Below are 25,820 nucleotides of genomic sequence, written 5' to 3'. Positions count from 1 at the left end.
TGGCGTGGCCGGGCCCGTCACGCGACCTTGGAGGCAAGCAGATCTTCGACGTGAATCGGAATATCGCGCACGCGCACGCCGGTGGCGTGATACACCGCGTTGGTGATAGCCGCGGCGATGCCGGCGAGGCCTATTTCGCCAATGCCGCGCACACCCATGGCATTGACCTTGGTGTCGGGGTAATCCAGGAACAGCACATCCATGTGCGGTGGCATGTCGGCATGGGTGGTCATCATGTAATCGGCGAGATTGCTGTTGGCGGCCATGCCGTTGCGGTCGTCGTAATGGGTTTGCTCCAGCATCGCCATGCCTATGCCCATCACCACCGCGCCTTCGATCTGGTTGCGGCCGGTCAGCGGGTTGACGATGCGACCGGCATCGATCACGGTCAACGTGCGCCGGACGCGCAGGCGCGCGAGCTTCGGCTGCCAGGCGACTTCGACGAAGTGCGCGCCATAGGAATGCGTGGAGAAGGCCTTTTTCTTCTGGCCGAACGTTCCCTCCGCCTTGCCATGCCCTTCCACCTGGGCCATGCGCGCGGATGACAGCAGCTCGCGGAAGTGGCGTCCGGTATCCGGGGCCTGGTCCTTGCGATGGACCTTTCCTTCGGTGAAGGCCAGCTGCCCGGCGTCCACGCCTTTGAAGTGTTCGTCTTCGGCGGCGATTTTCGTCAGCTGTTCGCCGGCCTGTTCAATCGCCTGCACCATGGCAGGCACCATCGAGGCAGTAGCCATCGAGCCGCCTGACCATGGCCCGGGCGGCAGCTGCGTGTCGCCGATCACCACTTTTACCGCAGTCACGTCCACGCCCGCCAGACCGGCGGCCATCTGCGCGATGACGGTATAGGTGCCGGTGCCGATATCCTGCGTACCGCTGCGTACCTGCACGCCGCCATCGGCAAACAGGATCACAGTGGCCTGCGCGGGGAAGCGCTCGGCGATCCAGCTGCAACCGGCGACGCCCAGGCCGATGATCGTATCGCCGTCGCGCATCGCGCCGACCGTCGGCTGGCGTCGCGACCAGCCGAACATGTCCGCGCCGCGGGTGAGGCATTCCTTGAGATGACGGGAGGAGAACGGAATGTTTTCCATTTCGTCCATGGACGGCTCGTTCTTCAGGCGCAGCGCGATCGGATCCATATGCAGCGCAATCGCCAGTTCGTCCATCGCCGATTCCAGCGCGAACAGGCCGGGCACCGCGCCGGGACCGCGCATGGAGGTTGCCGGTCCTACATTGCGTTCGGCATAGCCGCTGGTGACGCGCAGGTTCGGGGTGCTGTAGAGAAAGCCGGTGGCCTCGCCGCAATCTTCCTTGTAGTCGGCCAGCAGGGCACGGTGATAAAGATAATCGTGTCGCAGCGAAACCAGCGTACCGTCCTTGTCGGCGGCCAGGCGGATGCGTTGCTGAGTGTGCGGTCGATGACCCACGTTGTGGAACATCATCTGCCGTGACACCACCAGCTTGACCGGCCGATGCAGGTCGCGTGCGGCGGCTGCCGCCAGCAACGCCTGCGTCCATGGCCACAGCTTGCCGCCGAACCCGGACCCCAGGTATTCGGTGATGACACGCACGTTGTCGGTCGGCACGCCAAGCATCTGCGCCATCACCGCGCGGTAATTCATGATCGCCTGGGTGGTTTCGTAAAGCGTGAAATGCGTGCCATCCCAGATGGCGAGGCTGGCATGCAGTTCGATCGGGTTATGTGTTTCTACCGGCGTGCTGTAGGTATGGTCGAGCTTGACCGCCGCTCGCGCATAGGCGCCATCGGGATCGCCGCGCTCGGTTTCCTTTTCCGGCGGTTTTTCGGGGCTCAGTTGCGTGGATACCGAAGGTGCCTGCACATCGGCGTAGTCCACGTTCACCGCACGCGCCGCGGCGGTGGCCTGCTCGAAACTGTCGGCCACCACCAATGCCACGTATTGCCCGTAGTAGCGCACCCGGTCATCGTCGAGCGGAGGCCGCTTTTCGTCGATCATGGCCTTGCTGGCCTTGGACGCGCGATAGAACGTGCCGATGTTTTCGTGGGTATAGATTTTTCGCACGCCCGGCATGCGCGCGGCCTGGGATGCGTCGATGCTTGCGACGCGCCCGTTCGCTATCGTGGCGCACACGGGCACGGCATGCAGCAGCTCGGGGAAATTGAAGTCGGACGAGTAGCGCGCCACCCCGCATACCTTCAGCGGCCCGTCGATGCGCGTATGCGCACGGCCGACCACGGGCAGGGTAGTGAAGGAATCGCTGGATGCCATGTGGTGTTTCCTCAGGCGGTGACCGTGCCAAGGGCCTGGATCAGGCAGCGCCTGGCGAGTTCTTGCTTGAAGCCGTTCTGGCTCTGCGGCTGCGCGTTGGCCAGCAGCGCCTGGGCGGCCCGGTCGAACAGGGCCGGCGATGGCGCCTGGCCGGCCAGCACGTGCTCGGCTTCAGGCGAGCGCCAGGGGCGCGTGCCGATGCCGCCCATCGCCACCCGCGCCTGGACGATGCGCCGATTCTCGGTATGCACCACCACGGCGGCCGAGGCCAGCGCAAATTCATAGGAGGCGCGGTCGCGCAGTTTGAGGTAATGCGATCGCGCGCCATCCAGCGGCCGCGGCAGCAGCACGTGGGTGATCAGGTCGCCGGGCTCCAGCACGGTTTCGCGCTGCGGCGTATCGCCGGGCAACAGGAAAAATTCGTTGATCGGCACCTGGCGTTCCCCCCTGGCGCCACGGATGACCACGATGGCCTCCAGGGCAGCCAGCGCCACATTCATGTCGGAAGGATTGCTGGCGATGCAGTGCTTGCTGACGCCCAGGATCGCCAGGTTACGGTTGTAGCCCCCGATGGCCGCGCAGCCGCTGCCGGGTTCGCGCTTGTTGCAGGCGCATGCGGTATCCCGGAAATACACGCAGCGCGTGCGTTGCAGCAGATTGCCGCCGGTGGTGGCCATGTTGCGCAGTTGCCCGGACGCGCCGGACAACAGGGCTTCGCCCAGCACGGCGTAGTGCTGCTGCACTTGCGGATGCACCGCCAGATCGGCATTGCGCACCAGCGCGCCGATCTTCAAGCCGCCGTCGGACGTCTGTTCGACCTCGCCGAGCGGCAGATGATTGATATCGATGACCTGCGCGGGATGCTCGACGTCCAGCTTCATCAAGTCGATAAGCGTGGTGCCGCCGGCGACGAAGCGCACTTCCGCGCCCTGTTGCGCGGTCGACGCGCGGGTTCCGGCCTGGATGGCCTGATCGATCCGGGTCGCGCGGGAAAAGGCGAATGTCTGCATGCTTAGCCCTGCCGAACTTGCTTGATTGCCGCCAGGATGTTCTGGTACGCGCCGCAACGGCAGATATTGCCGCTCATCGCCTCGCGGATATCGGCATCGGCGCTGCCCCACTGCTCGTGCAACATGGCTACCGCGGACATGATCTGGCCGGACGTGCAATAACCGCATTGATAACCATCGTGCTCGACGAACGCCCGCTGCATGGGATGCATCGCACCCGGTTGGCCAAGCCCTTCGATGGTGGTCACCTGGTCGCCATCGTGCATGACCGCCAGGCTCAGGCAGGCATTGATCCGCCTTCCATTGACGTGCACGGTGCAGGCGCCGCACTGTCCGTGATCGCAGCCTTTCTTGGTGCCGGTCAGGTGCAGGTGATCGCGCAGTGCGTCGAGCAGGCTGGTGCGATTGTCGACCTCCAGCTCCTGCGGTTGCCCATTCACGCTGATTTTGACTTGCGTGCGGGTGTCGTCGTCGTGGCGCTTGGAAGCGTCAGGCGCATCGCCTGGGGCCATGGCGGCGTGCGCGCTTGACCATTTGAAACCTGATGCCATGCCTGTCACTCCGATCATTTGCAGGAAATCCCTGCGGCTCAGGGCATCCTGACCATGGCCGCGCTTGGGCGGGTTGGCTGGACGGTCCTCAGGCATGGGCGGTGGTCCTGTGGGCGGGGATGTCTGGACCGATTCAACCGTATTGACAGTTAGGCAGGCGTGCACAAGGAGCCAACGGCGTGGCTAGGCTTGCAGCCGTTTGCATGGTGCGCGCCATTCGAACGGCATGCCGTTCTCATACAGCGCGGTCAGCACTTTCCAGGAATGGGAGGAAATGGGGCGCGTAGCGTTTCGGAGGATTGCGGATCGCCCGGCTGGAAAGCTTTCTAACCAGCAACGAACCGGGGTCCCTGTGCACCGACATCGAAGCGCTGCGGCCGAAGCGTGGATCGGCGCCGTATGTGCGTGCTGCCGCCTGGGGAGGATGTCCTCCTGGAGAAAGCGCGCGGCGTGCCCGCATGGGCACGCCGCCTTGCCGCCGGCTTACATGCCGATGGCGGTTTCCGCCTTCACGTAAGGCAGGTCATGGGCCAGTGCGACCGGCTCGCATACCACCTTGCCTTCGAACACGTTCAGGCCGTTGCGCAGGTGCACGTCCTGCGCCAGCGCTTTCTTCCAGCCGTGGTTGGCCAGCGCCAGGGTGAAGGGCAGGGTCACGTTGTTGAGCGCGAAGGTGGAAGTACGGGCCACCGCGCCCGGCATGTTGGCCACGCAGTAATGCACGACGCCGTCGACCACATAGGTAGGATCGGAGTGCGTGGTGGCATGCGAGGTTTCCACGCAGCCGCCCTGGTCGATGGCGACGTCGACGATCACCGAGCCCGGCTTCATCGTGCGCACCATGGCGTGCGAGACCAGCTTGGGTGCGGCGGCGCCGGGGACCAGCACCGTGCCGATCAGCAGGTCGGCGCGGCGTACCAGTTCCTCGATCGCCGAGCGCGTGGAAAACACGGTGGAAATGGCGGTGCCGAACTGGCTGGCGAGGCGCTTGAGCGCGTCGGCCGAGCGATCGACGACCGTTACCTTCGCGCCCATGCCCACCGCGATGCTGGCCGCATGGGTACCGGACACGCCACCGCCCAGGATCACCACTTCGGCGGCCGGCACGCCGGGCACGCCGCCAAGCAGCACGCCGCGTCCGCCCTGCGCCTTCTCCAGCGAGTGCGCGCCGACCTGCGGCGCCAGGCGACCGGCCACCTCGGACATCGGCGTCAGCAGCGGCAGCGAACCGTTGGGCGAGGTGACGGTTTCATAGGCGATGCAGATGGCGCCGGAATCGATCAGGTCGCGGGTCTGTTCCGCATCGGGCGCCAGGTGCAGGTAGGTAAACAGGATCTGGCCCTTGCGCAGCTTCTTGCGCTCCACCGCCAGCGGCTCTTTTACCTTCACGATCATGTCCGCGTCGGCGAAGATCTGGTCGGCGCTGTCGATGATGGTGGCGCCGGCGGCGACATAGTCGGCGTCGGACAACCCGGCGCCCACGCCGGCGTCCTTCTGCACCAGCACCTGGTGGCCGTGGTGCACCAGCTCCTGCACGGACGAGGGAACGAGGCCCACGCGGTACTCGTGGTTCTTGATTTCTTTCGGCACACCGATGCGCATGGAATGAGTCTCTGTGGGGTGAGGGAAGGAAGATGTGGGCGCCGGCCTTCCGTGCCCCGCGCGCAGCGCAGTATGATCAAGCTATTGCACAATTTCTCGCTGATTATGGCCACCAGAGCGCCAATCTTTCGCACTCGATGCGAGAGAATGGCTTGAATGCAGAATCCATGACGAATAATTTCCCACCCCTGGACGAGCGTGACCGCGCCATCCTCCGATGGCTGCAAGAGGACGGCCGGCTGGCCAATATGGAGCTGGCCTTGCGCATCAATCTTTCCCCCTCGGCCTGCCTGCGCCGGGTCAAGCTGCTGGAAGAGCGCGGCCTGATTGCCCGCTATGTGATGCTGCTGGACGAAAAGGCCGCGGGCCTGGCCGGCACCGCCTTCGTGCTGGTGACGCTCGACCAGCAAGGCCGCGCCGCGCTCGATGCGTTCGAGGAGGCGATCCAGAAACATCCGGAAGTGACCGAATGCTGCCTGCTGGCCGGCGCCGCCGATTACATGGTGCGCGTGGCCTACGCCGATTCGGCGGATTTCGAGCGCATCCACACTGAAATCCTCACCCAGTTGCCAGGTGTGGTGCGCGTGCAATCGACGCTGGCCTTGCGCACGGTGAAAAGGACGACCGCGTTGCCGGTGTAATACCCGATAGCGGCAGGCGGCGGGCTATGGCGCGGAAGAATGCTCTCGGGTGTTGTCCCAATGCCGAGGGTCTTGAATGCAATAGGCAACCGCAAGCGGAAGCACGATCAGCACCGAGAACAAAGAAAAGAGGGCTGGGACGACCCCATAGTGGCCTCCTATCTCGCTGCCGCCAAAGAAACCGAAATAGAAATAAGCCACCAGCGCCGACGACATGTACAGGTGCTGCGGCTCAGCGCTGAACAGCGATTGCCGGGCCAGGGGAAACAAACGGGTGAAGAAGCTATAGGCGATGTACATCGCCGGCACGGTAACCAGCGGAAACAGCGCCCACGCAGATATGCCCAGGCCCCGCGCAAGCAGCGCCATGTCGCCGTGGGTGGTAATGGTCCTGGTCGGGGCGTAGCTCCATACGTTGCCCGCCGACATCAAGGCTAGCCAGAAGAAAAGCTGGCTGAGCCGGTTTGCGCCCTTGCTGATCGATTTCCGGAATAGCCAAAAGTACAAGAAGTAAAACGCTCCATTTCCGATGCCTGGGCCGGCAAAGGCAATCAGCGCCGCGCTAAGGCCATGGTGTGAAGCGAAGATCGGGTCGTACTGAACGTTTTCGTCGACCTCCTGCTGGAAGAGGATGTTCGAAGCATTGCAACGGCCATAGTCCAAATCCAGCGGGTGTTGCTTGAATCCAAGCAGCCAAGCCGTGAACGAATGGAAGTATTCGTGCGTGAAATAGGCCAGGGCGTGGGCGATCAATATGAAAAGGCAGCTGGCTGCTACCCAACGAATTGCTGGAAATCCGGCTCCCTTGTGTCCTGCCTTCATAGCCGCCCCCGAACGGTATGGTCGAGTCGCATCAGCGCGCGATCGCCAAGGATAATGCCTATCCGGCCTTCGGCATGCAGCCGTGTCCGTCGTTAAAAGCGGCTTGCACGGAATTCGTCCCTGCCATGCCGGCGTTCGTCCCCAAAGCGCGCACTTCGCTCCCTGTGCCGGCGCATGCTCGTCTCATCGAAACCAACGGAGGACAACGGCATGGCGAAGCGGATCGGCAGATGGGCGGGGATGGTCGTATTGGTGGCGCTGGTTTCGGCGTTGGCGATCTACCGGCCGGATCGCGCTGGACGGGTTGGTGCCGGCATGGCGGCGCACAACCTGTGTTCGGCGGTATTCGTGGCGGGCCTGGACCCGGATGCGACACTCAAGCAACTGGTGCAGCCGATCATCGGCGCTCCCTTGGGACAGTTCGTGCACTATCGCGTCGATCGCGCCGAGCGCAGCGTCGAAACGAGCTTCCTCGGCATTTTCCATGCGCGTGCGGACTTCACGCCGGGCTACGGTTGCCGGCTTGCGTATGCGCATACCCCACCCGCGCCGCCGCCGCGCCCTCTATTGCCGGCGCCGGTGCTGGACGGATTCGCTCCGGCCGCCGCGGTAATCAGTCGCGATCCGGCGATCAACGCGGCGCTGAACCAGGTCTTCGACGAACACGCCGGGCAGCCGATCAAGGATGTCAAAGCCGTTGTGGTGGTAAAAAACGGCCGTGTGATCGCCGAGCGCTATGCGCAGGGTTTTGGCGTCGATACGCCGCTGCTGAGTTACTCGGCGGCGAAATCCTTTACCAACGCGCTGCTCAGCATCCTGGTGCGGCAAGGACGCCTGCGTGTCGACCAGCCGGTTGGTGCATCGGAATGGAGCGGTCCGGGCGACCCGCGCGCACGCATCACCATTGAGGATTTGCTGCGCATGCGCAGCGGGCTCAGCGTGGAAGAAGCCGACAACGGTTTCAGCCCGGTAGCGCGGATGGAATATCTCAGCGACGACATGGCCGGCTATGCCGCCAAGTTTCCGCTAGGCCATCCCGTTGGCAAGGAGTGGGACTACACCTCGGGCAACACCTTGATCCTGGACCGCCTGCTGGGCCAGACCGTGGGCGGGGGCGCGGCGGGCATGCGCAGCTTTGCGGAACGGGAATTGCTGAAGCCGGCGCGGCTGAGTGGTTTGACGATGGAGTTCGATGGCTCCGGCGTGTTCTTCGGCTCGTCCTATGTCTATGCACCGGCACGCAGCTATGCCCGCTTCGGCGAGCTTTATCGCAACGATGGCATCGCTCCCGACGGACAGCGCATCCTGCCGGAGGGTTGGGTGGAATGGTCGCGCCGCGCCACGCTGGGTACCGGTTATGGTGCCGGCTTCTGGACCAATGACGGGCCCAGCGAATCGGCTGCCTGGCGCGTCGCGCACGGCTTTCCGAAAGACGGGTTCTACGCCAGCGGTTTCCTGGGACAACGCATTTACGTCATTCCTTCGGAGAAGCTGGTCGTCGTGCGCTTCGGTTATTCACGGCCGCCGGATTTCGGCATGGAGGACGACATGGCGCTGATTGCCGCGGTGATTCGCGCCACGCGGCCTGGCGCGGATGCGACTGTTGCACAGCGATAGCCAGTGACGTGGCATGGCAGGCAGGCATGGCATGCCTGCCATGCCGCCGCGTCCGATGAAACCGGGTGTCGGTACGACCTATAAAAGGTTCGGCAGGCTAGTGCACGAATCATTGACCGCCGTTGCTGATACTCGACAGCAATGAGCAAACGCAGCCCCGATCCCGCATTGCGCAAGGAGGTGCGATCCGCCGGCCTGGTCTACGTCAGCGACCTGCAACCCGGCTTGCTGCGCATGCGCCGGGGCAAGGGCTTTGCCTATTACAACCACGCCGGCCGGCGCGTGACGCACCCGCGTGAACTGGCGCGTATCCGCAAGCTGGCCATACCGCCGGCCTATTCCAAGGTATGGATTTGCGCAGATCCGCGCGGTCACTTGCAGGCCTGTGGACGCGATGCGCGCGGCCGCAAGCAGTATCGCTATCACCCGGACTGGCGCCGCCTGCGCGATCACGGCAAGTTCGACCGGCTATTGGCGTTCGGTAAGGCGCTGCCCTCCTTGCGCAGGCGCGTCCGCCACGATCTGGCGCTGCCGGGGCTGCCCTGCGACAAGGTGCTGGCGCTGGTGGTGCGCCTGTTGGACGACACCCTGATTCGCGTCGGCAACGAAAGCTACGCGCGCGATAATCAAAGTTATGGCTTGACCACGCTGCGCTCCCGCCATCTGCGCCAGGAGCGCGGGCGATTGCACTTCGTGTTCAAGGGCAAGAGCGGCGTGCATCGCGATGTGGTGCTCGATGACAAGCGGTTGATGCAGATCATCCGTCGCGTGCAGCAACTGCCGGGACAGCAACTGTTCCAGTATCTGGACGACGATGGCAAACGGCATCCCATCGATTCGACGCTGGTGAACCGTTATCTATGCGAAGCCGCCGGCAACGGCGAGCAACGCGAGTTCAGCGCGAAGGATTTCCGCACCTGGGGCGGCACGGTGACGGCGGCGGGCGTCCTCTGCCGCACGCCACTGCCGACCAAAGGCGGCGAGAGGGCGCGGCGCGCCGCATTGGCCGACGCGATCAAGCAGGTGGCGCAACGGCTGGGCAATACGCCAGCGGTCTGCCGGGCGTCGTATATCGCACCGCAGGTGCTCGATGCATGGCTGGACGGAAGCCTGGGCCAATGCATTCCCGCTGCCGTGGCGGCGCATCCGCGGCAATTGGAACGCGCGACCTTGCGCTTCCTGAAGCAGCGTGCGTCATAGGCGAAATACAAACTATGCGACGGCGCGCGGCGTATCGTTCCGTCGCGCGCACGCCTGCTCCATCGCAGTTATGCGTTGCTGGGTTTGCCGGTAAAGGCGGAAATGGGTTTTTCGGGCGCGGGTTTGCGCAGGCCTGCGCCGAGTGCGCTCCACGCGCGCAGCAACGGCGAGAAGGCGCGCCAGGTGTCATCATCATTGAGCAGACGGTAAAGGCCGCGCACGCCCGGCGCTTTCTGGTCGGGATCGGGTTCGGCTGCGGCGGCGAGCAGCATATCTTTCAAGGTGGACGCTGCCTTGTAGAACTCCGGCGGCGGCACCTGCGCCAATACCATCGCGAGCGCGGCGATATTCTGCATCGCGTTGCGCGAGCCTTCGAGGTTCAGGCCATGCACGAGGATGCCGGCGATATCCTGCCGTCCGGCGGCAAAATCGTTGGCCAGCCGCAGCACGCCGGTCCGGTGCAGGGTTTCGAGCAAACGATCGAGCTCTTGCCGGGCGGTGGGCTCGATCCGCGGAGGAATCGTCTGATAGGAAATAGGTTCGGCCATCACAGTGTCTCGGGATGTTCGATGGTTGCCGGCGGTTCGGCATATTCGCGGCGCTCCCACTTTTGCTCCGCGCTGGGCCCGAGGTTGGGCGTGCGCCGTCCGTAGCGATGGTTGCGGTAGGGCAAGGGCGGCTCGCCTTTCGGCTTGGGCAGCTTTTCGATGCGCACGGCCAGTTCCTTGTAGGCCGGCGTATTCACCTCGGTATCGCGATGTTCGCCGGTGAGCGTGTTCACGCCAGGCTTGGATTGATGGATGGGTATGTACAAGGTATTGCCGCTGACGCGATCGGTAATCGTGGCGCGCACTTCGACCTCGGCGCGGCGGGAAATGACGCGCAGCCAGGTGCCATCCTCGATGCCGCGTTCGGCGGCCAGTTCCGGGCTGACTTCGACGAACCAGTTCGGCGATTCGTGCTTGATGCGCGGCCCGCGCCCGGTTTGGTTGGTCGACTGGAAATGTTCCAGCAGGCGGCCGTTGTCGAGCATCAGGTCGAATTGTCCGTCGGCGGCTTCGGCGGGTTCTTCCCAGGTCAGCGCAAACAGCCTGGCCTTGCGGTCGGGAAAGTGGAAGCCGTCGGTGTAGAGCACGGGCGTATCGCTGCCGTCGGCGTTGACCGGCCATTGCAGTGACTTCCAGCCTTCCAGGCGTTCGTAGCTGACGCCGGCAAACATCTTCGCGATCCCCGCGCATTCGGCCATGATCTGCGAGGGATGCGTGTAGCCCCAATCGTGACCGAGACGGCGCGCCAGTTCGGTGAGGATGCGCCAATCCGGCCAGCTGTCGCCCAGCGGCTCCATCACCTGGTAGAAGCGCTGGATGCGGCGTTCGGTGTTGGTGAAGGTGCCGTCCTTTTCCACGCTGGGGCAGGCCGGCAATACCACATCGGCGAACTCCGCCGTGCGGCTCACGAACATATCCAGCACCACCAGGAAATCGATCTTGCTGAAAGCTTCGATCACGTTGCGCGTATCGGCATCGGCAATGGCGGTTTCCTCGCCGATCACCACCATTGCCTTCAATTCGCCCTTGGCGGCTTTTTCCACCATGCTGAAGTTGTCCAGGCCCACTTCGCCGGAAAGATATTCCGGCGCCACGCCCCAGGCCCTGGCCCAGCGTTCGCGTGCTTCTTGATCGGTGACTTTCTCGTAGCCGGGATAAACATTCTTCAGGCAACCGAAATCACTCGCGCCTTGTACGTTGTTGTGGCCGCGCATCGGATAGCCGCCGGTGCCGGGCCGTCCATAGTTGCCGGTGACCAGCAGCAGGTTGGAAAGCGCGGTGCTGGTATCCGAGCCATGGCTGTGCTGGGTGATGCCCATGGCCCACAACAGGCATATGGTGGGCGCGTGCGCGATCATCTCGGCGGCTTGTACGATCTGCGCTTGCGACAGGCCGGTCATGCGTTCGGCGAATTCGAGCGTGAACGGTTCCAGCGACGCGCGGAATTCTTCTACGCCATTGACGTGTTGCTGCAGGAATGCCTTGTCTTCCAGGCCGTGATCGAAAATGTAGCGGGCGGTGGCGCATGCCCACACCAGATCGGTGCTCGCCTTGGCCTTCAGGTAAATATCCGCGCGTTCGGCCATCTCATGCTTGCGCGGGTCGACCACCAGCAGCTTCTGGCCATGCAGTTTGTGCGATGACTTGATGCGCGAGGCGATCACCGGATGGCATTCGGCCGTATTGGAACCCACCAGGATCACTAGCGACGCCGCTTCGATATCCTTGATCGAGCCGGCGTCGCCGCCGTAACCCACGGTGCGGAACAAGCCTTGCGTCGCCGGGTTCTGGCAATAGCGCGACGAATTGTCGACGCTGTTGGTGCGGAAAATCAGCCGGGCGATCTTCTGGGTCAGATAGGCCTCTTCGTTGCTGGCCTTGCTGGAACCGATGAAGCCGATCGACTTAGAGCCGTGCTGCTCGTGGATGGTCGTCAGGCGCGTGGCGACCAGGTCCAGCGCTTCGTCCCAGCTGGCTGGCCGGAACTTCCCGTACTCGCGGATCAGCGGCGTAGTCAGGCGCTCCTTGGCATTGACGAAATCCCAGCCGAACTTGCCCTTGATACAGGTGGAAATGCCGTTGACCGGCGCTTGCTCCATCGGCTGCACCTTGAGAATGTGGCGATCGCGCGTCCACATCTCGAACGAGCAGCCCACGCCGCAATAGGTACACACGGTCTTGGTGCGCTTGATCTCGCTCTGGCGCAACGCGATATCGATCTTGGAGACGGCCGTGACCGGTGGCGTCCCGGTGGTGTCCTCGAGTGCCTTGACCAGGTCGATCAACGGACGCTTGGTGACTGCCGGAATCGCGGTGAAGGGGCCGGCATCCGGTTGCATCGTGCGTTCGAGCAACGCATTGCAGGGGCAGACCGTTACGCAGTGGCCGCAGGAGACGCAACTGGATTGTCCGATCGGCTTGCCGCCATCCCACAACACGCGAGGATGAGGGCTGCTGTAATCGATGCTCAGCGTTTCGTTGACCTCGACGTTTTGGCACGCCTCCACGCAGCGGCCGCAGAGAATGCACTGGTCCGGATCGTAGGTATAAAACGCATTCGATTCGTCCTTTTGGTACGGCTTGCGCTTGAAAGGATAGCGCTGGATGGCGATATCCATGTTCGCGAAAGTATTGTGCAGCTGGCAATCGCCGGTATTGTTTTCGCATACGGTGCAATACAACTCATGCTTGGACAGGATGCGGTCCATGCCTTCTTCGCGCGCCTGGCGCGCTCGCGGCGAAGAAGTGACGATTACGTCGCCCTCGTGCACCGTTGCCGCGCAGCCGCGAACCAGATCGCCGTTGATTTCCACCAGGCAGGTATCGCAGGTTTGCAGCGGCCCGAGGGCCTTGAGGTAACACACGTGCGGAACGTCGATGTCCAGCGTTTTCAGCGCATCGATCAGTCGTTCGCCGGATACAAGACGGTGTTCGAAGCCGTCAATCAGAACTGTGCACAGGGCATCTTGCATGGCGCGCTCGGCAGAAAAGGGCAATAAGGCCTTGATATGTCACAAGGCTGGTTTGCTTTTTGCCATCGTGCCGGTGTGCGTGCCGGTTAAGCCAGGTGATGCGCGGGTGAAACGGCTGCATTGATCGGTTGTCGTGAATTGTGCGCCAGGGGGTTTCGTGAAATTCATCCAGGGTCCACAATCGGCCGCTAAGCGCCGCCGCAGAAATGTTGCGTGCGGAACGGTCATCATCGCAGGTAGTCGCCGTGAGTCCCCATCAGTTATTGACGCAGTGTTGTGGCTTGTTTCAACTATGCCCGGAAGGCGAATGGCACCCATGTCCGCAAAACCTGTCGCGTTATCCAACGCAACGATGACCGCCGAGCGGAAGTACCGCCTCCTGGTCGAGGCGATCACCGACTACGCCATCTACATGCTGGACCCCCAAGGCCTGGTGGCGAGTTGGAACCTGGGCGCGGAACGCATCACCAAGTACACCGCCGAGGAAATCATCGGACGCCATTTCGAATGCTTCTATACGCAAGAAGAAAAGGCGGCAGGCGTGCCCGGCCGCGAACTGGAAATCGCCTGCAGCAAGGGACGTATCGAAACGGAGGGGTGGCGCCTTCGCAAGGACGGCAGCCGCTTCTGGGCACAGGCGTTGATTGACCCGATCCGCGACGATCACGGCCAACTGATCGGATTTGCCGAGATTACCCGCGACCTGACCGATCGCAAGCGAGCCGAAGAAGCCCTGCGCCGCAGCCACGAGCAGTTCCGCTTGCTGGTGCAAAGCGTTACCGACTACGCGATTTACATGCTCGATAGCAGCGGCCACGTATCCAGCTGGAATTACGGCGCCGAGAGGATCAAGGGTTATTTGCCGGTGGAAATCATCGGCGAGCATTTTTCCCGCTTTTATACGCAGGCCGACCGCGAAGCGGGCGAGCCGCAGAAGAACCTGGCGTTGGCCGCGTCGGTGGGACGCACGGAAAGCGAAGGCTGGCGTGTGCGCAAGGACGGCTCGCGGTTCTGGGCGCACGTGGTGGTCGACCGCATCCTGGACGACAACGGCGACCTGATCGGCTTCGCCAAGATCACACGCGACGTCACCGAGCAGCGCGACGCGGCCAGGGAGCTGGACCGTGCGCGCGACGCGCTGTTCCAGTCGCAGAAGACCGAGGCGATCGGCAAGCTCACCGGCGGGGTGGCGCACGATTTCAACAATCTCCTGATGGTGATCCAGAGCTGCCTGGATATGGTGGAGGTTAAATTGCCCAGCGATTCGCCATTGCACCGATTGCTGGGCAACGCGCAATCGGCGGTAAAGCGAGGCTCGGCGTTGACGCAGCGCATGCTGGCTTTCGCCCGCAAGCAGGAATTGCGCATGGCCCCGGTCGACATCGTGTCGCTGGTTGCGAACATGACCGACTTGCTGCGCCGTTCGCTGGGTCCGCTGGTCCATATCAGTACATTGTTTCCGGCATCGCTGAATGCGGTGCGGACCGATGCCAACCAGCTGGAACTGGCCTTGATGAACCTGGCCGTGAACGCGCGCGACGCCATGCCGGAAGGTGGCCATATCACCATTGCCGCCAGGAACGTGGCCATCGACGCCTCGCACACCACCCGGTTGGCGCCGGGCGAATACGTCTGCCTTTCCATCACGGACGAGGGCGAAGGCATGGACGAGGAAACGCTGGCCAAGGCGACCGAGCCGTTCTTCACCACCAAAGGCGTGGGCAAGGGCACCGGGCTGGGGCTGTCGATGGTGCATGGCCTGATCGAGCAATCGGGCGGCCGGATGGTGATCAAGAGCAGCAGGAATTTCGGCACCCGCGTCGAACTGTGGCTGCCCGGCGTCCATTCCGGTACGGTCGTGCTGGCGCCAAAGGAAGAGCTGCCGCCGCCCAAATCCTTGCAACGCCTGCGCAGCCTGCGGGTGGTGGTGGTGGACGACGATCCGCTGGTCTTGAACGCCACCGGCGCGGTACTGCAGGACCTCGGGCACGACGTTATCGAAGTTCCGTCGGCGGAAGATGCGCTGCAGATACTGGAAAACAAACCGGACGTCGATATTCTGATTACGGATCACGCCATGCCCGGCATGACGGGCGCCCAGTTGATCGGCGAGGTCAACATCCGCTGGCCCTCGTTGCCGGTAGTGCTGGCCACCGGCTATGCCGAGATTCCCGCGGACCTGAGCGACGGCGCCACCCGCCTGGCCAAGCCCTATGATCGGACGGACCTTGCCGAGGCGATCACCAAGGCCATGTCGGATCGGCGTCTGCACGCCTGAGCCCATGTGCGCCGGATGGTAAGTCTTCATTACCGTCGGCGTTACGGACACGTAACGGAACCTGGGGCACATTGGTCGTCCGCCCAGCGCATGGCTGCCGCGGGTCATTGTCCATTGTGGTGGAGGCCGATTCATGAACGCCCAAGACTCGTCTCATTCGCCATGGCATATCCGCACATGGTCCGATTACTTCAACCGCATCGTCCATCCTGCGGCAAAATCCACCGCGCGACCGGCTCCTGCGGGCATGACAAGGCGGCAGGTATTGCTGGCCGCGCAAGACCAGAAGCGGCGGGAAAAGCGCGCGCGTGTGCTGGAACTTTTGCGGGAGGTCAAGGACAAGCATCAAGTGCCTGCGCAGATGAAGCTGAAGGCGTAGGCGTTCGCGCTGCCGCGATTCCACAGCGCAGGCTGGAGGATGCGGCAAACGCATCACGGGCCTGCCACATCCGCTTTACGCGCGGCCTTTCAAGCTGATCTCCTACGAACCAGCGAAGGTCAGGTCATGGGACGCAGAGCCGAACGGGTCTACACCGCAGCCAGCGATATCGCGCTGCTGCAACAGTGGGTGGACCAACTTGCCGTCAACGCAGCGGTGCGCATCGTCAGGCGCGATGGCGCTGCCGTGGAAGGCGTCGTGAGCGTCACGCCCACCGTGCAGGTTTTTCTCGACGCCGACCATCAGGAAGGCATGAACGGGGTAGTGCGTCTGATCGATAGCCAACGTCCGGAATGGGATGGCCTGGTGTGGCTGGATGACATCCGCGACATCGAACACCTGGACTCGGTGCGGACTGGCACGAGCAGGGCGTAGTGCGAGCTATGCGTGGAAATGGGCAGTGGTCACTCCGTCCAATGCGCCAGCGGCGCGGGACGGCCGAGCAGGTAACCTTGTCCCATTTCGCAACCCATGCTCAGCAACGTATCGAGTTGGGCCTGGGTTTCTATGCCTTCGGCGATTACCTGGATATTGAGGGCGTGGGCGAGCGCCAGAATGGCGGCGACCACCGTCGTGCTGTTGCTGCGGCCGTCCTTGTCCAACTCCAGCACGAAGGCGCGATCGATTTTCAACATGCGCAACGGCAGCGAATGCAGGTAGCTCAGCGATGAATAGCCGGTGCCGAAATCGTCGAGCGCCGCCCCTACGCCGGCGATCCGCAGGCGATCGAGCACGGTGCGCACGCTCTCGGGATTATCCAGCAAGGCGCCTTCTGTTACTTCGGTAATGAGCCTGGACGGCGAAAGCCCGGTGCGTTCCAGCATCTTCAAAACCCGGGTGTCGAAATCAGTATGGCGAAGGTGCAACGCCGACACGTTGAAGGTAATGAAGAGGTCGCTGGGAGCCTGTTGCGCGAGTAGCCGGCAGCTCAGTTCGAACAGGCGCCAGTCGATGGCCTCGATCAGGCCGCTGTCCTCGGCGATCTTGACGAAATCGTGCGGCTTGAGCAGGCCGCGCTGCGGGTGGTTCCAGCGGATCAGCGCTTCATAGCCGACCACCTTGTTGTCGGCGAGCCGGTAGATGGGTTGGAAATGCGGTTCGAATTCATTCTGCCGCAGCGCCTTGCGCAGTTCGCTCTCCATCGCCAGCACGTCCACCATGTCCTTGGCGAGCGCTTCGTCGAACACGGCAAAGCGTTTGCGGCCGAGTTGCTTGGCCTGATAGAGAGCCATGTCGGCATCGCGGATCAATTCGTCGGCATCGAGGTAGCTGGCATCGCCGCAAGCGATGCCCACGCTGACGGAGGGCTCCAGTTCCTTGCCGGAAATGCGCAGGGGCACCGCCACCGCTTGCAGTACGCGGTCGGCAATGGCGGTAGCGGTGGCGATCATTTCGATGTCTTCGAGCAGAATCGCGAACTCGTCGCCGGAAAGCCGCGCCACCATGTCCGGCTCGCGCACGTGCGTGAGCAGTCGCATGGCGATGGCTTTGAGGAATTCGTCGCCAGCCAGGTGACCAAGGCTGTCGTTAATCACTTTGAACCGGTCGATATCCATGTACAGCAGCGCGCAGCGGCGATTCGGCTCGCCCTGGATGCGCTGGAGCACGCGGTCCAGGCGTTCGCGCAAATAGCCGCGGTTGGGCAGGCCCGTCAACGGATCGTGCATGACCTGATGGTGCAATTGCTGCTGCATCTGCTCGCGCCGCACGATTTCGGCACGCAGTTCGCGGGTGCGTTCTTCGACGCGGTGCTCCAGCCGCAGGTTGGCCATGTGCAGTGCCGCGGCGGAACGCCGGCGATAAATGCTGTTGGCGATCTGCAGGGCGACGAAGCTGAGCAATTCCTGTTCGGGCGCGCCGTAGCTGGTGTTCTTGTCGTAGCTCTGCACCACGACGAGGCCGATCACCGCCTCGTCGACTTTCAGCGGCACACCCAGCCAGCAGACGGACGGTTCGCCGATATGGTGCGGCACCATTTCGCCTTTGCGCGCCAGTTCCATGATGTCTTCGCGGCTGCCGGACCACGGCTGGCCGCGGCGCAGCACGTATTCGCTCAGGCCGCGCCCGATCGGGCGGGTCAGCGTGTGGTGCACGCCGGCATCCATGTAATAAGGGAACTCCAGTTTGGTGCGATCGTCGCTGAGCAGGGCGATGAAAAAATTCTTGGCGTCCAGCAGCCGGCCAACCACGGTATGCACGCGCTCGTAGAAAGTGTTCTCGTCGATGTCGGCGGTGGCCAGTTGGGCGATCTGGAACAGCGCTTCCTGCAGGCGCTCGGCGCGGTGGCGTTCACGGACCTCCTGGCGCAGGCCGCGATTGACCCGGTCCAGCTCTTCGGTACGCTGGCGCACGCGCAGTTCGAGTTCGTCCTTGCTTTCCTTGCGCGCCAGCGCGGTGAGGATATGGCTGCCGACGAATTCGAGCAGGGCGAGGTCGTCGCGCGAGTAGACGATGCCGCTGCCGTAGCTCTGCACCACCAGCGCGCCCAGCACCTGGCCGTTATGCAGCATCGGCACGCCGAGCCAGTCATCGCTGTCCGGGCCGGAAAGGATGAGCGGGCCATCGACCTGTTCGAGCAGTTGCTCGTTGCTGCCCATCAGGGGCTTGCCCTGAGCCAGCAAGTACCAGGTCAGTGTGTGCTGGCGATCTTCCAGCCGGATGTCGCGGTTGGTGTCGGGCTGGTCCTGGTCGTTGATATCCGCGTAATACAGGAAGCGCAGGGTTTCCCGTTCCGGGTGATAGCGGACGATAAAGAAATTTTCCGCATACATCAGGCCGCTGACGATGCGATGGATTTCGCGCAGCATTTCCGGCATGTCCAGGTTTGATCCGGCCAGGTCGGAAATGGCGAACAATGCGCGCTGCAGGTTTTCCGAATGTTCCAGCTGGCTGTGCGAGTCGTACAGGTCGGCCAGCTTGATCGCGTGGTGCAGCTGGCGCACGCCCAGTTGCAGGTATGGCCCCGCATTGGCCAAGACCGTCTTGGCGGACCCTTCGGCGGACAGCATCAGCAACAGCACGACCCGTTCTTCGTTGAGCAGCGACAGCGCGTATTGCCTGCCGTCGACCGAGACCTTGACGCCATCGACCGCCCTGGTGGCCTCTTGTGCCAGGAGCAGTTCCTCGGCGGAGGTGGGGGCTTCCGGGTGCTCGCTCTGCACGTCCAGCCGCAGCACCCTGGCCTGGAGACATCCTGGCTGGGACTGGAACAGGTTCTCGATAAGTGTGCCGACTTCGCCGGGTGTGGCCGCTTCGATCAAACAGCCCAACCAAGCCGCGTTTTCCGGCTCGCGTGTGGGTCGTGCTGGGATAGGAAGAGTTCGGCTCATGGCCACCCAGTTTGCCGTTAATGGCGTCCCTATCAACGAGTACCTACCGTGCAAAAAACGTGAAAGTATTTGGAGCGGAGGTAAACGTGCAGGTACATTGCCAAGCTATCGACCAAATAGCCAGCGCCTTTAGTTAAAGCGTAATCTTTCCGTTATTGCATGGACGACACAAGCTGCGGCCGCCGCGCTTGTCCAAGCCGAGGCCGAGCTGGGACAGCCGTTGCAAGCCACACACCTGCCGGATGGTGGCTAACAGCCGCGATGCATCAGCAAGGTGCAGGCGGTGGACGACCTGCCCTCAACGGGCTCATTGATTTCCCAAGCATGCGCAAAAGATCGTCTCCCCCTGCTGAGCTTCGACCCGAACGGCCACTGCGTGCGCGCATGACCAATTCGACCGGCAAGGGCGGCAAATGGCCAGCGATCCTGGCACGCCCGATCAGTGCGACATCCTGATGCGTGCCGGCGGCGGGTCGCGACCCGCCACGCGGCATAAGCCAAGCCCGCTCCGTGGCGGGCTTTTTTTATTCTCGCGCCTGGGCTGCGCCCTGCCGGAGATATGACGTACGGCGTTATTGGACCGCAGGCGCGTATCCCCGAGTTATCAATGCACGGGTGATCAAACTGGCGACGGGTTGCGCTCGGCAAAGCCGCGTTGGTGCCAATAGGGGTAGGCGGGGGTGAGATCGCTGGCGGCATCGAGCCTGGCGACCTGCTCGGGGGTGAGGTTCCAGCCGACCGCATCCAGGTTCTGGCGCAGTTGTTCCTCGTTCCGCGCGCCGATCACGACGGTGGAGACGGTGGGACGCTGCAGCAGCCAGTTCAGTGCAATCTGCGGCACGCTCTTGCCGGTCTCCTTGGCGATTTCGTCCAGCGCGTCGACGACACGGTAGAGGTAATCATCCTGTACCTGCGGACCGGCGTCGGCGGTCTTGTGCAGGCGGCTCGTGGCCGGCAACGGTTGGCCGCGGCGGATCTTGCCGGTAAGGCGGCCCCAGCCCAGCGGGCTCCACACCACCGCGCCGAGGCCCTGGTCCAGGCCCAGCGGCATCAGCTCCCATTCGTAATCGCGGCCGACCAGCGAGTAATAGGTCTGGTTCGCGACGTAGCGCGAGTAGCCGTAGCGGTCGGCGACAGCCAGCGACTTCATCAGGTGCCAGCCGGAAAAATTGGATACGCCCAGGTAGCGGATCTTGCCGGCGCGCACCAGGTCATCCAGCGTGGACAGCGTTTCTTCTACCGGCGTCATGGCATCGAAGCCATGCAGTTGGAACAGGTCGATGTAGTCGGTGCCCAAACGTTTGAGCGCCGACTCGCACGCCTGGATCAGGTGATAGCGCGAGGAACCCACGCTGTTGGGCCGATCGTCGGAACGGAAAGTGGCCTTGGTGGAGATCAGCACTCGATCGCGCTTGCCTTTGATCGCCTCGCCCAGCACCGATTCGGCGGCGCCGGAGGAATAGATGTCGGCACTGTCGAACAGGGTGACGCCCGCTTCCAGGCAGATGTCCACCAGCCTGCGCGCCTCGGCTACATCGGTATTGCCCCAGGCGCCGAAGAATTCGCCCTTGCCGCCAAATGTGCCGGTGCCGAAGCTGAGCACGGGAACCTTGAAGCCTGATGCGCCTAAACGTCGATATTCCATGGAGCTGTCCTCTTGGAGATTGGGGTGCGATGGTTTTATCCCCGCATCTGATAGCGGCGTGCGCGTTGAATGCAAGTGAGCGTTGCGTCATGCCGGAGGATCGGGCAGGAAACGAAGCCAACCGGGCAGTGCCGTGCAATAGCGGAAAACGCCCCTGGCTTTTTTTCTTTTGTTTGCGTGGCGCAACCAAAAGAAAGTGCGTTTTTTCCTGCATGCCGCCTCAAGTTTTTGTTGCTGCGGCCGATGCAGCGGCGAGCGACCAATGCCCGGCGGCCGCGCAGCGTACAGCGGCAAGGCCCGGGCGGCAGCGCAATTTTCCATGGTCTTCCCGCGAGGTGGTTCAGGCGCCTGCATGAATTTCTCCGTCGTACCTGACTTCGTCGCGATAAGTGGCCTGATCGGGGTGTTCGGGTCGTTGCTCCGACGCACGCGCCAGACACGCCTCAACTACTGGCTGGTCGGTTGGATCATGTTGTTGATCCATATCGCGGCGCAGTTCGTTTGCCAGAATTCCGAAGGGGATGCATCCGGCGCCAATGCGATATCGGTGTCGATGCTGGTGCTGGCCGCCAACGCCTTCATCTGGGCCAGCAACGGCCGCCACGGCGACCGCTGGCGCAATTTCACCCGGGCCCTGGTGAGCGCGCTGCCGGATGCCGCGTTCATTGCCTGCGCGACGTATGGCGTGGATTCGCCATGGCCGTATGCCTTGCTGACCTGCGCCGGACTGGGCCTTTCCATCTGGGCGTTCGGCAGTGCCAGCTCAGGTGCGGGGCAGAACCATGGTGGATGGCGAACCGCGATGACGGTGGTGGTATATGCGGTCCAGGGTGCGTTGCTGGCCAGCCACCAGCTGTCCTCGGCGGTGAGCTGGATCCTGTGTTGGCACTACCTGGCCGTTGCCGCGTTCTATCGCCTGGGCGCGCCGGATGCTTCAACCGGCGTCATGTTCACCATGGTCAGTTTCATCGCCTGGGCCTTTGTTTTTCCGGTCGGCGATCTGATGGACGTGCTGTGGCCGGCGGTGCACGTAGAAGAGGAAGTGTGGAACCTGCCCAAGTTCCTGGTCGCCACCGGCATGATTTTCACGTTGCTCGAAGAGCAACTGTCGAATGCCGAACACGCCTCGCTGCACGATGCACTGACCGGTCTTCCGAATCGGCGCATGTTCGCCGATCGTCTCCGTCGTGCGTTATTGGACGCGCGTGCCGAAGGCGAGTCGCTGGCGTTGTTGATGATCGACCTGGATGGTTTCAAGCAGATCAACGATCGCCTGGGCCATGCGGTGGGCGATGAATTGCTCCGCTGGGCGGCGATGCGCTTCAGCGAAGAGCTGCACGGGGAAGACGTGCTGGCGCGCGTGGGCGGGGATGAATTCGCGGTGATCCTTTCGCGGGTCGATCATCGCGAAGCCGCCCAAGGCATCGCGCACAGGTTGCAGCGCTCATTGGCGGCGGGCATGTCGATCCATGGACATGCGCTTTCGATCCAGGCCAGTATCGGCATATCGATGTACCCCGAGGATGCCGGCGATGCGACGCTGCTGTATGCCGCCGCGGACCTTGCCATGTACGAGCGCAAACCCTATCGGCAGGAAGGTAGCGGCGGCGAAGGGACGGAGAGCGAGGCTGCGTTAGCCGCCACTCGTATGGACGACTAGTTTTCTGTTGCATGCCAAAAGCGCAGGCTTTTACGTCAATGGCATGCGGTAAAAAATCGAGCGCAAGTCTTCATCGTGGTTGCTGCAAGGCCCGCTCGCCGCGGGCTTGGGCCAGCCAACAAGGATTGTGTCGCGGGCTCGATGCCCGTATGTTGCGCGGGCCCAGGCCCGGAGCTTCGCGTGAAGCCAACCACCCTTTCCGAATGGCTCGATTATCAGCAGCGCATCCACGCACTGGGCGTCGACCTGGGCTTGGAACGGGTGCGCGCCGTGTGGCAGCGCATGGGGGCGCCGGCGCCGGCGCGCCGGGTGATCACCGTGGGCGGCACCAACGGCAAGGGTTCGACGGTCGCTTTCCTGGAGGCCATGCTGGCCGCGGCGGGTTTGCGCGTGGGCAGCTATACCTCGCCGCACCTCATCCATTACAACGAGCGCATTCGCATCGGCGGGGCGGATGCGGACGATGCCGCGCTGGTGGCGAGCTTCGAGCGCATCGAATTCGCTCGCCGCGACATTCCGCTGACCTATTTCGAATTCGGCACCCTGGCGGCGCTTGACCTGTTTGCCCGCGCCGATCTCGATGTCGCCCTGCTGGAAGTGGGCTTGGGCGGGCGCCTGGATGCAGTCAACGTGGTCGATGCCGATGCGGTGATCATCACCACGGTGGACCTGGACCATGTGGAATGGCTGGGACCGGATCGCGACAGCATCGGCCGCGAGAAAGCCGGCATCGCGCGCCGTGATCGCCCGGCGATCGTGGGCCAGTCCGATCCGCCGGACGGTTTGCTGGAAGCGCTCGCTGCGCACGGTGCCCGTGTCGAGCGAGCCGGTCGTGATTTCCAGCTGGAGCGTGGGTCAACCGGCTGGCGTTGGCAGCACCGTGACGGCACGCGCCTGCAGTTGCCCGATCCCGACCTGGCCGCGCCGGTGCAATACGCGAACGCCGCGGCGGCCATTGCCGCGCTGCATGCCTTGCCGCTGGTCGATGCGGTGGAGCTTGAGCGCATCGCCTCCATCGGCATGCAGTTCCCGCGCGCGCCGGCCCGCTTGCAATCGCTGGGTGGCGACCCGGCGCTGATTGTCGACGTGGGCCACAATCCGCAAGCGGCGAGGGCGCTGGCGGAGTGGCTGGATGTTCAGCCTGGTGGACGTGTGCATGCGGTATATGGCGCGCTGTCCGATAAGGACGTGGGTGGCGTAATGGGGGCGCTGGGCGCGCGCGTCGCGCATTGGCACCTGGCGGGGCTGGAACAGGACACGCCGCGCGGCCTGCCGGCGGCGGTACTGGCGGGCGTGTTGCACCAGACATTGCCGCGCGCGCCCTTCGACACCCACGACGATGTACGCCAGGCACTGACCGCCGCGCGCAACGCGGCCCGCCGAGGCGAGCGCATTCTTGCGTTCGGCTCGTTTTTCGTCGCTTCGGCGGTGCTGGCGCAGTCCGGCAGCTGAGCGCGCTCCATCCAAACGATGCGCTTTCCCTCCGTGGAGGTGGCTTAGGGGCCCGCTTCGCGCAGGCCGCAAGATACTGTCGATGGACCTGAAGCCGCGCATCCATAGGCGCCCGATCCAATAACTGTCATGCAAGGCGACGTGGGCAGGTATAATCCGCCGCGTCACGCACAAGCTGGTTGTCTGGAGTCGATCTTGAACACACGCCTGTTGGGAGCTGCCGTCCTTGTTGCGCTGGCGATCCTGTTCGTGCCGATGTTCATCCCGGGGAAGTCGCCTTCGACGACGGGCACTGATCAGTCGGTCAGCCTGGCGATACCTCCGGCCCCCGATCGGGACCTGCAGACCAAGACGGTCAGCCTTTCCGGACAGCCCGCGACGCCGGATGCGAGCGTCGCGCCAGCCGTTTCCGTGGCGCCGAGCGCGAACGGCATGTCGCCGGTAAACGTGGCTGGCAAGCCGTCGCAACCATCGGTCAATACGGCAACGCCGGTCATTTCCGGACCCGCGCAGCCACAGGCATCACAGCCGGCCATCCCCACCACGCCGCCCAAAAGCCTGGTGACCAACAGCCGGCCGGCCATCGCCCCGCCGCAAGCCAATACGTCGCCACCTCCGCCAACGCCCGCGTTGCCGCCGGCTACCGCGGCGCGCGGCATCTATACGGTGAATCTCAGCGCGTATGCTTCGGAGGGCGCCAATCGGCTGATGCAGCGTGTCCGTGCCATGGGGTATCCGGTACGCGGCGAGCCTATCCAGCGCGCCGGCAAGACCTTGGTGCTGGTCAGCGCCGGCCCGTTCGAGACCCGCGCCCAGGCCGAAGCGGCGCGGTTGAAGATCGGCCAGACCGTGCAAGGTGTCCGCGCCCGGCTGGAAAGCGGTGCTACCACGCCGCAAGGCGACGTGCCGGCGCCGGCGGCGGGAACGCCGGTTCGCGCCGGTGCCTGGGCCGTGCAGGTAGCGGCGATGGGCAGCCAGGCCGACGCCATGGCCCTGCGCGACAAATTGCGCGCCAATGGTTTCGACAGCTTCGTGGATTCGGTCAATGCCGGCGGCAAACGCCTTTGGCGCGTGCGCGCCGGTCCGCAGACCCAACGTAGCGACGCGGTGAGCCTGCGCGAGCAGATCAAGGCCAAGCTCGGCCTCGACGGCAACGTCGTAAGCGCCAACTGACCAGACTGGACAGGCCCATCACGCCATGAACGCGGTCGACCTCATCATCATCGCGGTATTGGTGCTCTCGGTCCTTGTGGGACTTTGGCGCGGCCTCATATCCGAGGTGCTGGCGCTGGCAACGTGGATCGCGGCGTTCTGGGTGGCATGGACCTACGGCCCGGCGGTCTCGGCGCATTTCGAGCATGCGATCCAAACGCCGATCTTGCGGCTGCTGGTCGGCTATGGCATCTGTTTCATCGCCGTGCTGATCGTGGGGGCACTGGTGCGCTTCGCGATCCAGACGCTGGTGGACAGCACCGGGCTGGGCGGCACGGATCGCCTGCTTGGCATGATCTTCGGCTTCGTGCGCGGTTTGCTGCTGGTCACGCTGCTGGTATTCCTGGTCGGCCTGACTTCGTTTGCGCACGAGCCGATGTGGCAGCAATCGACCCTGCTGCCGCAGTTCAAGGGCATGGCGGCATGGCTGGAACGCGAAATGCCGCCGAACGTGCGTGAACACCTGCGTCCGGAGAATTTTTCGGCGCATCTGTCAAAGGTATTGCCGGGCGACCTGCCGGCGCACAGCTCCACTTCTCCGGCTGCCGCTTCGAGCGCGGCCAACGCAACGCATTACAAATAACAGGTAGCAA

General features: G+C 63.5%; 20 protein-coding genes. 10 read left to right on the top strand and 10 right to left on the bottom strand.

Annotated features, from left to right (window positions below):
- Positions 1 to 17: 17 nt before the first annotated feature.
- The 4 genes from ISP15_RS01150 to ald all read right to left on the bottom strand — a co-directional run bounded on the left by ISP15_RS01150 (position 18) and on the right by ald (position 5,412).
- Positions 18 to 2,249, bottom strand: coding sequence for a xanthine dehydrogenase family protein molybdopterin-binding subunit (locus tag ISP15_RS01150; protein WP_404544138.1), 2,232 nt, complete (start codon positions 2,247 to 2,249; stop codon positions 18 to 20).
- 11 nt (positions 2,250 to 2,260) lie between these two features.
- Complete coding sequence (locus ISP15_RS01145) at positions 2,261 to 3,259, bottom strand: FAD binding domain-containing protein (protein ID WP_404544136.1); 999 nt, start codon at positions 3,257 to 3,259, stop codon at positions 2,261 to 2,263.
- Positions 3,260 to 3,261: 2 nt separating this feature from the next.
- Positions 3,262 to 3,771, bottom strand: a complete 510-nt coding sequence (locus ISP15_RS01140) for a (2Fe-2S)-binding protein (protein ID WP_404544360.1) — start codon at positions 3,769 to 3,771, stop codon at positions 3,262 to 3,264.
- Between the two features lie 522 nt (positions 3,772 to 4,293).
- Positions 4,294 to 5,412, bottom strand: coding sequence for an alanine dehydrogenase (ald, locus tag ISP15_RS01135; RefSeq protein ID WP_404544133.1), 1,119 nt, complete (start codon positions 5,410 to 5,412; stop codon positions 4,294 to 4,296).
- A 167-nt stretch (positions 5,413 to 5,579) separates the two neighbouring features.
- Between ald and ISP15_RS01130 the strand changes: the two genes are divergently transcribed.
- Positions 5,580 to 6,053, top strand: coding sequence for an Lrp/AsnC family transcriptional regulator (locus ISP15_RS01130; protein WP_404544132.1), 474 nt, complete (start codon positions 5,580 to 5,582; stop codon positions 6,051 to 6,053).
- Between the two features lie 24 nt (positions 6,054 to 6,077).
- Here ISP15_RS01130 and ISP15_RS01125 read toward each other — a convergent pair whose 3' ends face one another.
- The gene (locus tag ISP15_RS01125) at positions 6,078 to 6,806 is read right to left on the bottom strand and encodes a hypothetical protein (RefSeq protein WP_404544130.1); all 729 of its coding nucleotides are present in this window, start codon (positions 6,804 to 6,806) and stop codon (positions 6,078 to 6,080) included.
- Positions 6,807 to 7,085: 279 nt separating this feature from the next.
- On the opposite strand from ISP15_RS01125, the gene ISP15_RS01120 reads away from it, so the two are divergent.
- Entirely contained in the window at positions 7,086 to 8,492 is a 1,407-nt protein-coding gene (locus ISP15_RS01120) for a serine hydrolase domain-containing protein (protein ID WP_404544128.1), read from the top strand.
- A 141-nt stretch (positions 8,493 to 8,633) separates the two neighbouring features.
- On the top strand, positions 8,634 to 9,692 hold the full coding sequence (locus ISP15_RS01115; protein ID WP_404544125.1) for a DNA topoisomerase IB: 1,059 nt from the start codon (positions 8,634 to 8,636) through the stop codon (positions 9,690 to 9,692).
- Positions 9,693 to 9,760: 68 nt separating this feature from the next.
- On the opposite strand, the gene ISP15_RS01110 is transcribed toward ISP15_RS01115, so the two are convergent.
- Together ISP15_RS01110 and fdhF are read right to left on the bottom strand one after the other, a co-directional pair.
- Positions 9,761 to 10,240: a DUF1641 domain-containing protein gene (locus ISP15_RS01110; protein ID WP_404544121.1), complete on the bottom strand. Its 480-nt coding sequence runs from the start codon at positions 10,238 to 10,240 to the stop codon at positions 9,761 to 9,763.
- Positions 10,240 to 13,212: a formate dehydrogenase subunit alpha gene (gene fdhF, locus ISP15_RS01105; protein WP_404544120.1), complete on the bottom strand. Its 2,973-nt coding sequence runs from the start codon at positions 13,210 to 13,212 to the stop codon at positions 10,240 to 10,242. Before fdhF ends, ISP15_RS01110 begins: the two co-directional genes overlap by 1 nt.
- A gap of 316 nt (positions 13,213 to 13,528) precedes the next feature.
- Between fdhF and ISP15_RS01100 the strand changes: the two genes are divergently transcribed.
- The 3 genes from ISP15_RS01100 (at position 13,529) to ISP15_RS01090 (ending at position 16,304) form a co-directional block, all read left to right on the top strand.
- Positions 13,529 to 15,490, top strand: a complete 1,962-nt coding sequence (locus tag ISP15_RS01100) for a hybrid sensor histidine kinase/response regulator (protein ID WP_404544118.1) — start codon at positions 13,529 to 13,531, stop codon at positions 15,488 to 15,490.
- Positions 15,491 to 15,623: 133 nt separating this feature from the next.
- Positions 15,624 to 15,869 carry a hypothetical protein gene (locus ISP15_RS01095; RefSeq protein WP_404544116.1) on the top strand — a complete coding sequence of 82 codons (246 nt, stop codon included), beginning with the start codon at positions 15,624 to 15,626 and terminating at the stop codon, positions 15,867 to 15,869.
- A 126-nt stretch (positions 15,870 to 15,995) separates the two neighbouring features.
- Positions 15,996 to 16,304 carry a DUF3247 family protein gene (locus ISP15_RS01090; RefSeq protein WP_404544113.1) on the top strand — a complete coding sequence of 103 codons (309 nt, stop codon included), beginning with the start codon at positions 15,996 to 15,998 and terminating at the stop codon, positions 16,302 to 16,304.
- Between the two features lie 29 nt (positions 16,305 to 16,333).
- On the opposite strand, the gene ISP15_RS01085 is transcribed toward ISP15_RS01090, so the two are convergent.
- The 3 genes from ISP15_RS01085 to ISP15_RS01075 all read right to left on the bottom strand — a co-directional run bounded on the left by ISP15_RS01085 (position 16,334) and on the right by ISP15_RS01075 (position 21,257).
- A complete protein-coding gene (locus tag ISP15_RS01085) occupies positions 16,334 to 19,189 on the bottom strand; it encodes a bifunctional diguanylate cyclase/phosphodiesterase (RefSeq protein ID WP_404544111.1) in 2,856 nt (951 codons plus the stop codon).
- Positions 19,190 to 19,877: 688 nt separating this feature from the next.
- Positions 19,878 to 20,903 carry an aldo/keto reductase gene (locus ISP15_RS01080; RefSeq protein ID WP_404544110.1) on the bottom strand — a complete coding sequence of 342 codons (1,026 nt, stop codon included), beginning with the start codon at positions 20,901 to 20,903 and terminating at the stop codon, positions 19,878 to 19,880.
- Positions 20,904 to 20,990: 87 nt separating this feature from the next.
- On the bottom strand, positions 20,991 to 21,257 hold the full coding sequence (locus tag ISP15_RS01075; RefSeq protein ID WP_404544107.1) for a hypothetical protein: 267 nt from the start codon (positions 21,255 to 21,257) through the stop codon (positions 20,991 to 20,993).
- Here ISP15_RS01075 and ISP15_RS01070 point away from each other — a divergent pair.
- The 4 genes from ISP15_RS01070 (at position 21,256) to ISP15_RS01055 (ending at position 25,810) form a co-directional block, all read left to right on the top strand.
- Complete coding sequence (locus ISP15_RS01070; protein WP_404544104.1) at positions 21,256 to 22,563, top strand: diguanylate cyclase domain-containing protein; 1,308 nt, start codon at positions 21,256 to 21,258, stop codon at positions 22,561 to 22,563. The two genes, ISP15_RS01075 and ISP15_RS01070, sit on opposite strands and share 2 nt — an antisense overlap.
- A 141-nt stretch (positions 22,564 to 22,704) precedes the next feature.
- A complete protein-coding gene (gene folC, locus ISP15_RS01065) occupies positions 22,705 to 24,015 on the top strand; it encodes a bifunctional tetrahydrofolate synthase/dihydrofolate synthase (RefSeq protein WP_404544100.1) in 1,311 nt (436 codons plus the stop codon).
- 195 nt (positions 24,016 to 24,210) lie between these two features.
- Positions 24,211 to 25,188 carry an SPOR domain-containing protein gene (locus ISP15_RS01060; RefSeq protein ID WP_404544097.1) on the top strand — a complete coding sequence of 326 codons (978 nt, stop codon included), beginning with the start codon at positions 24,211 to 24,213 and terminating at the stop codon, positions 25,186 to 25,188.
- Positions 25,189 to 25,213: 25 nt separating this feature from the next.
- Positions 25,214 to 25,810: a CvpA family protein gene (locus ISP15_RS01055; RefSeq protein WP_404544094.1), complete on the top strand. Its 597-nt coding sequence runs from the start codon at positions 25,214 to 25,216 to the stop codon at positions 25,808 to 25,810.
- Positions 25,811 to 25,820: the final 10 nt, after the last annotated feature.

The sequence above is a fragment of the Dyella jejuensis genome (assembly GCF_044904675.1).
In the GTDB taxonomy this organism is placed as follows: Bacteria; Pseudomonadota; Gammaproteobacteria; order Xanthomonadales; family Rhodanobacteraceae; genus Dyella_B; species Dyella_B jejuensis.
The sequence above is the reverse complement of the archived record's forward strand: the minus strand, read 5'-3'. Positions and strand labels throughout refer to the sequence as shown.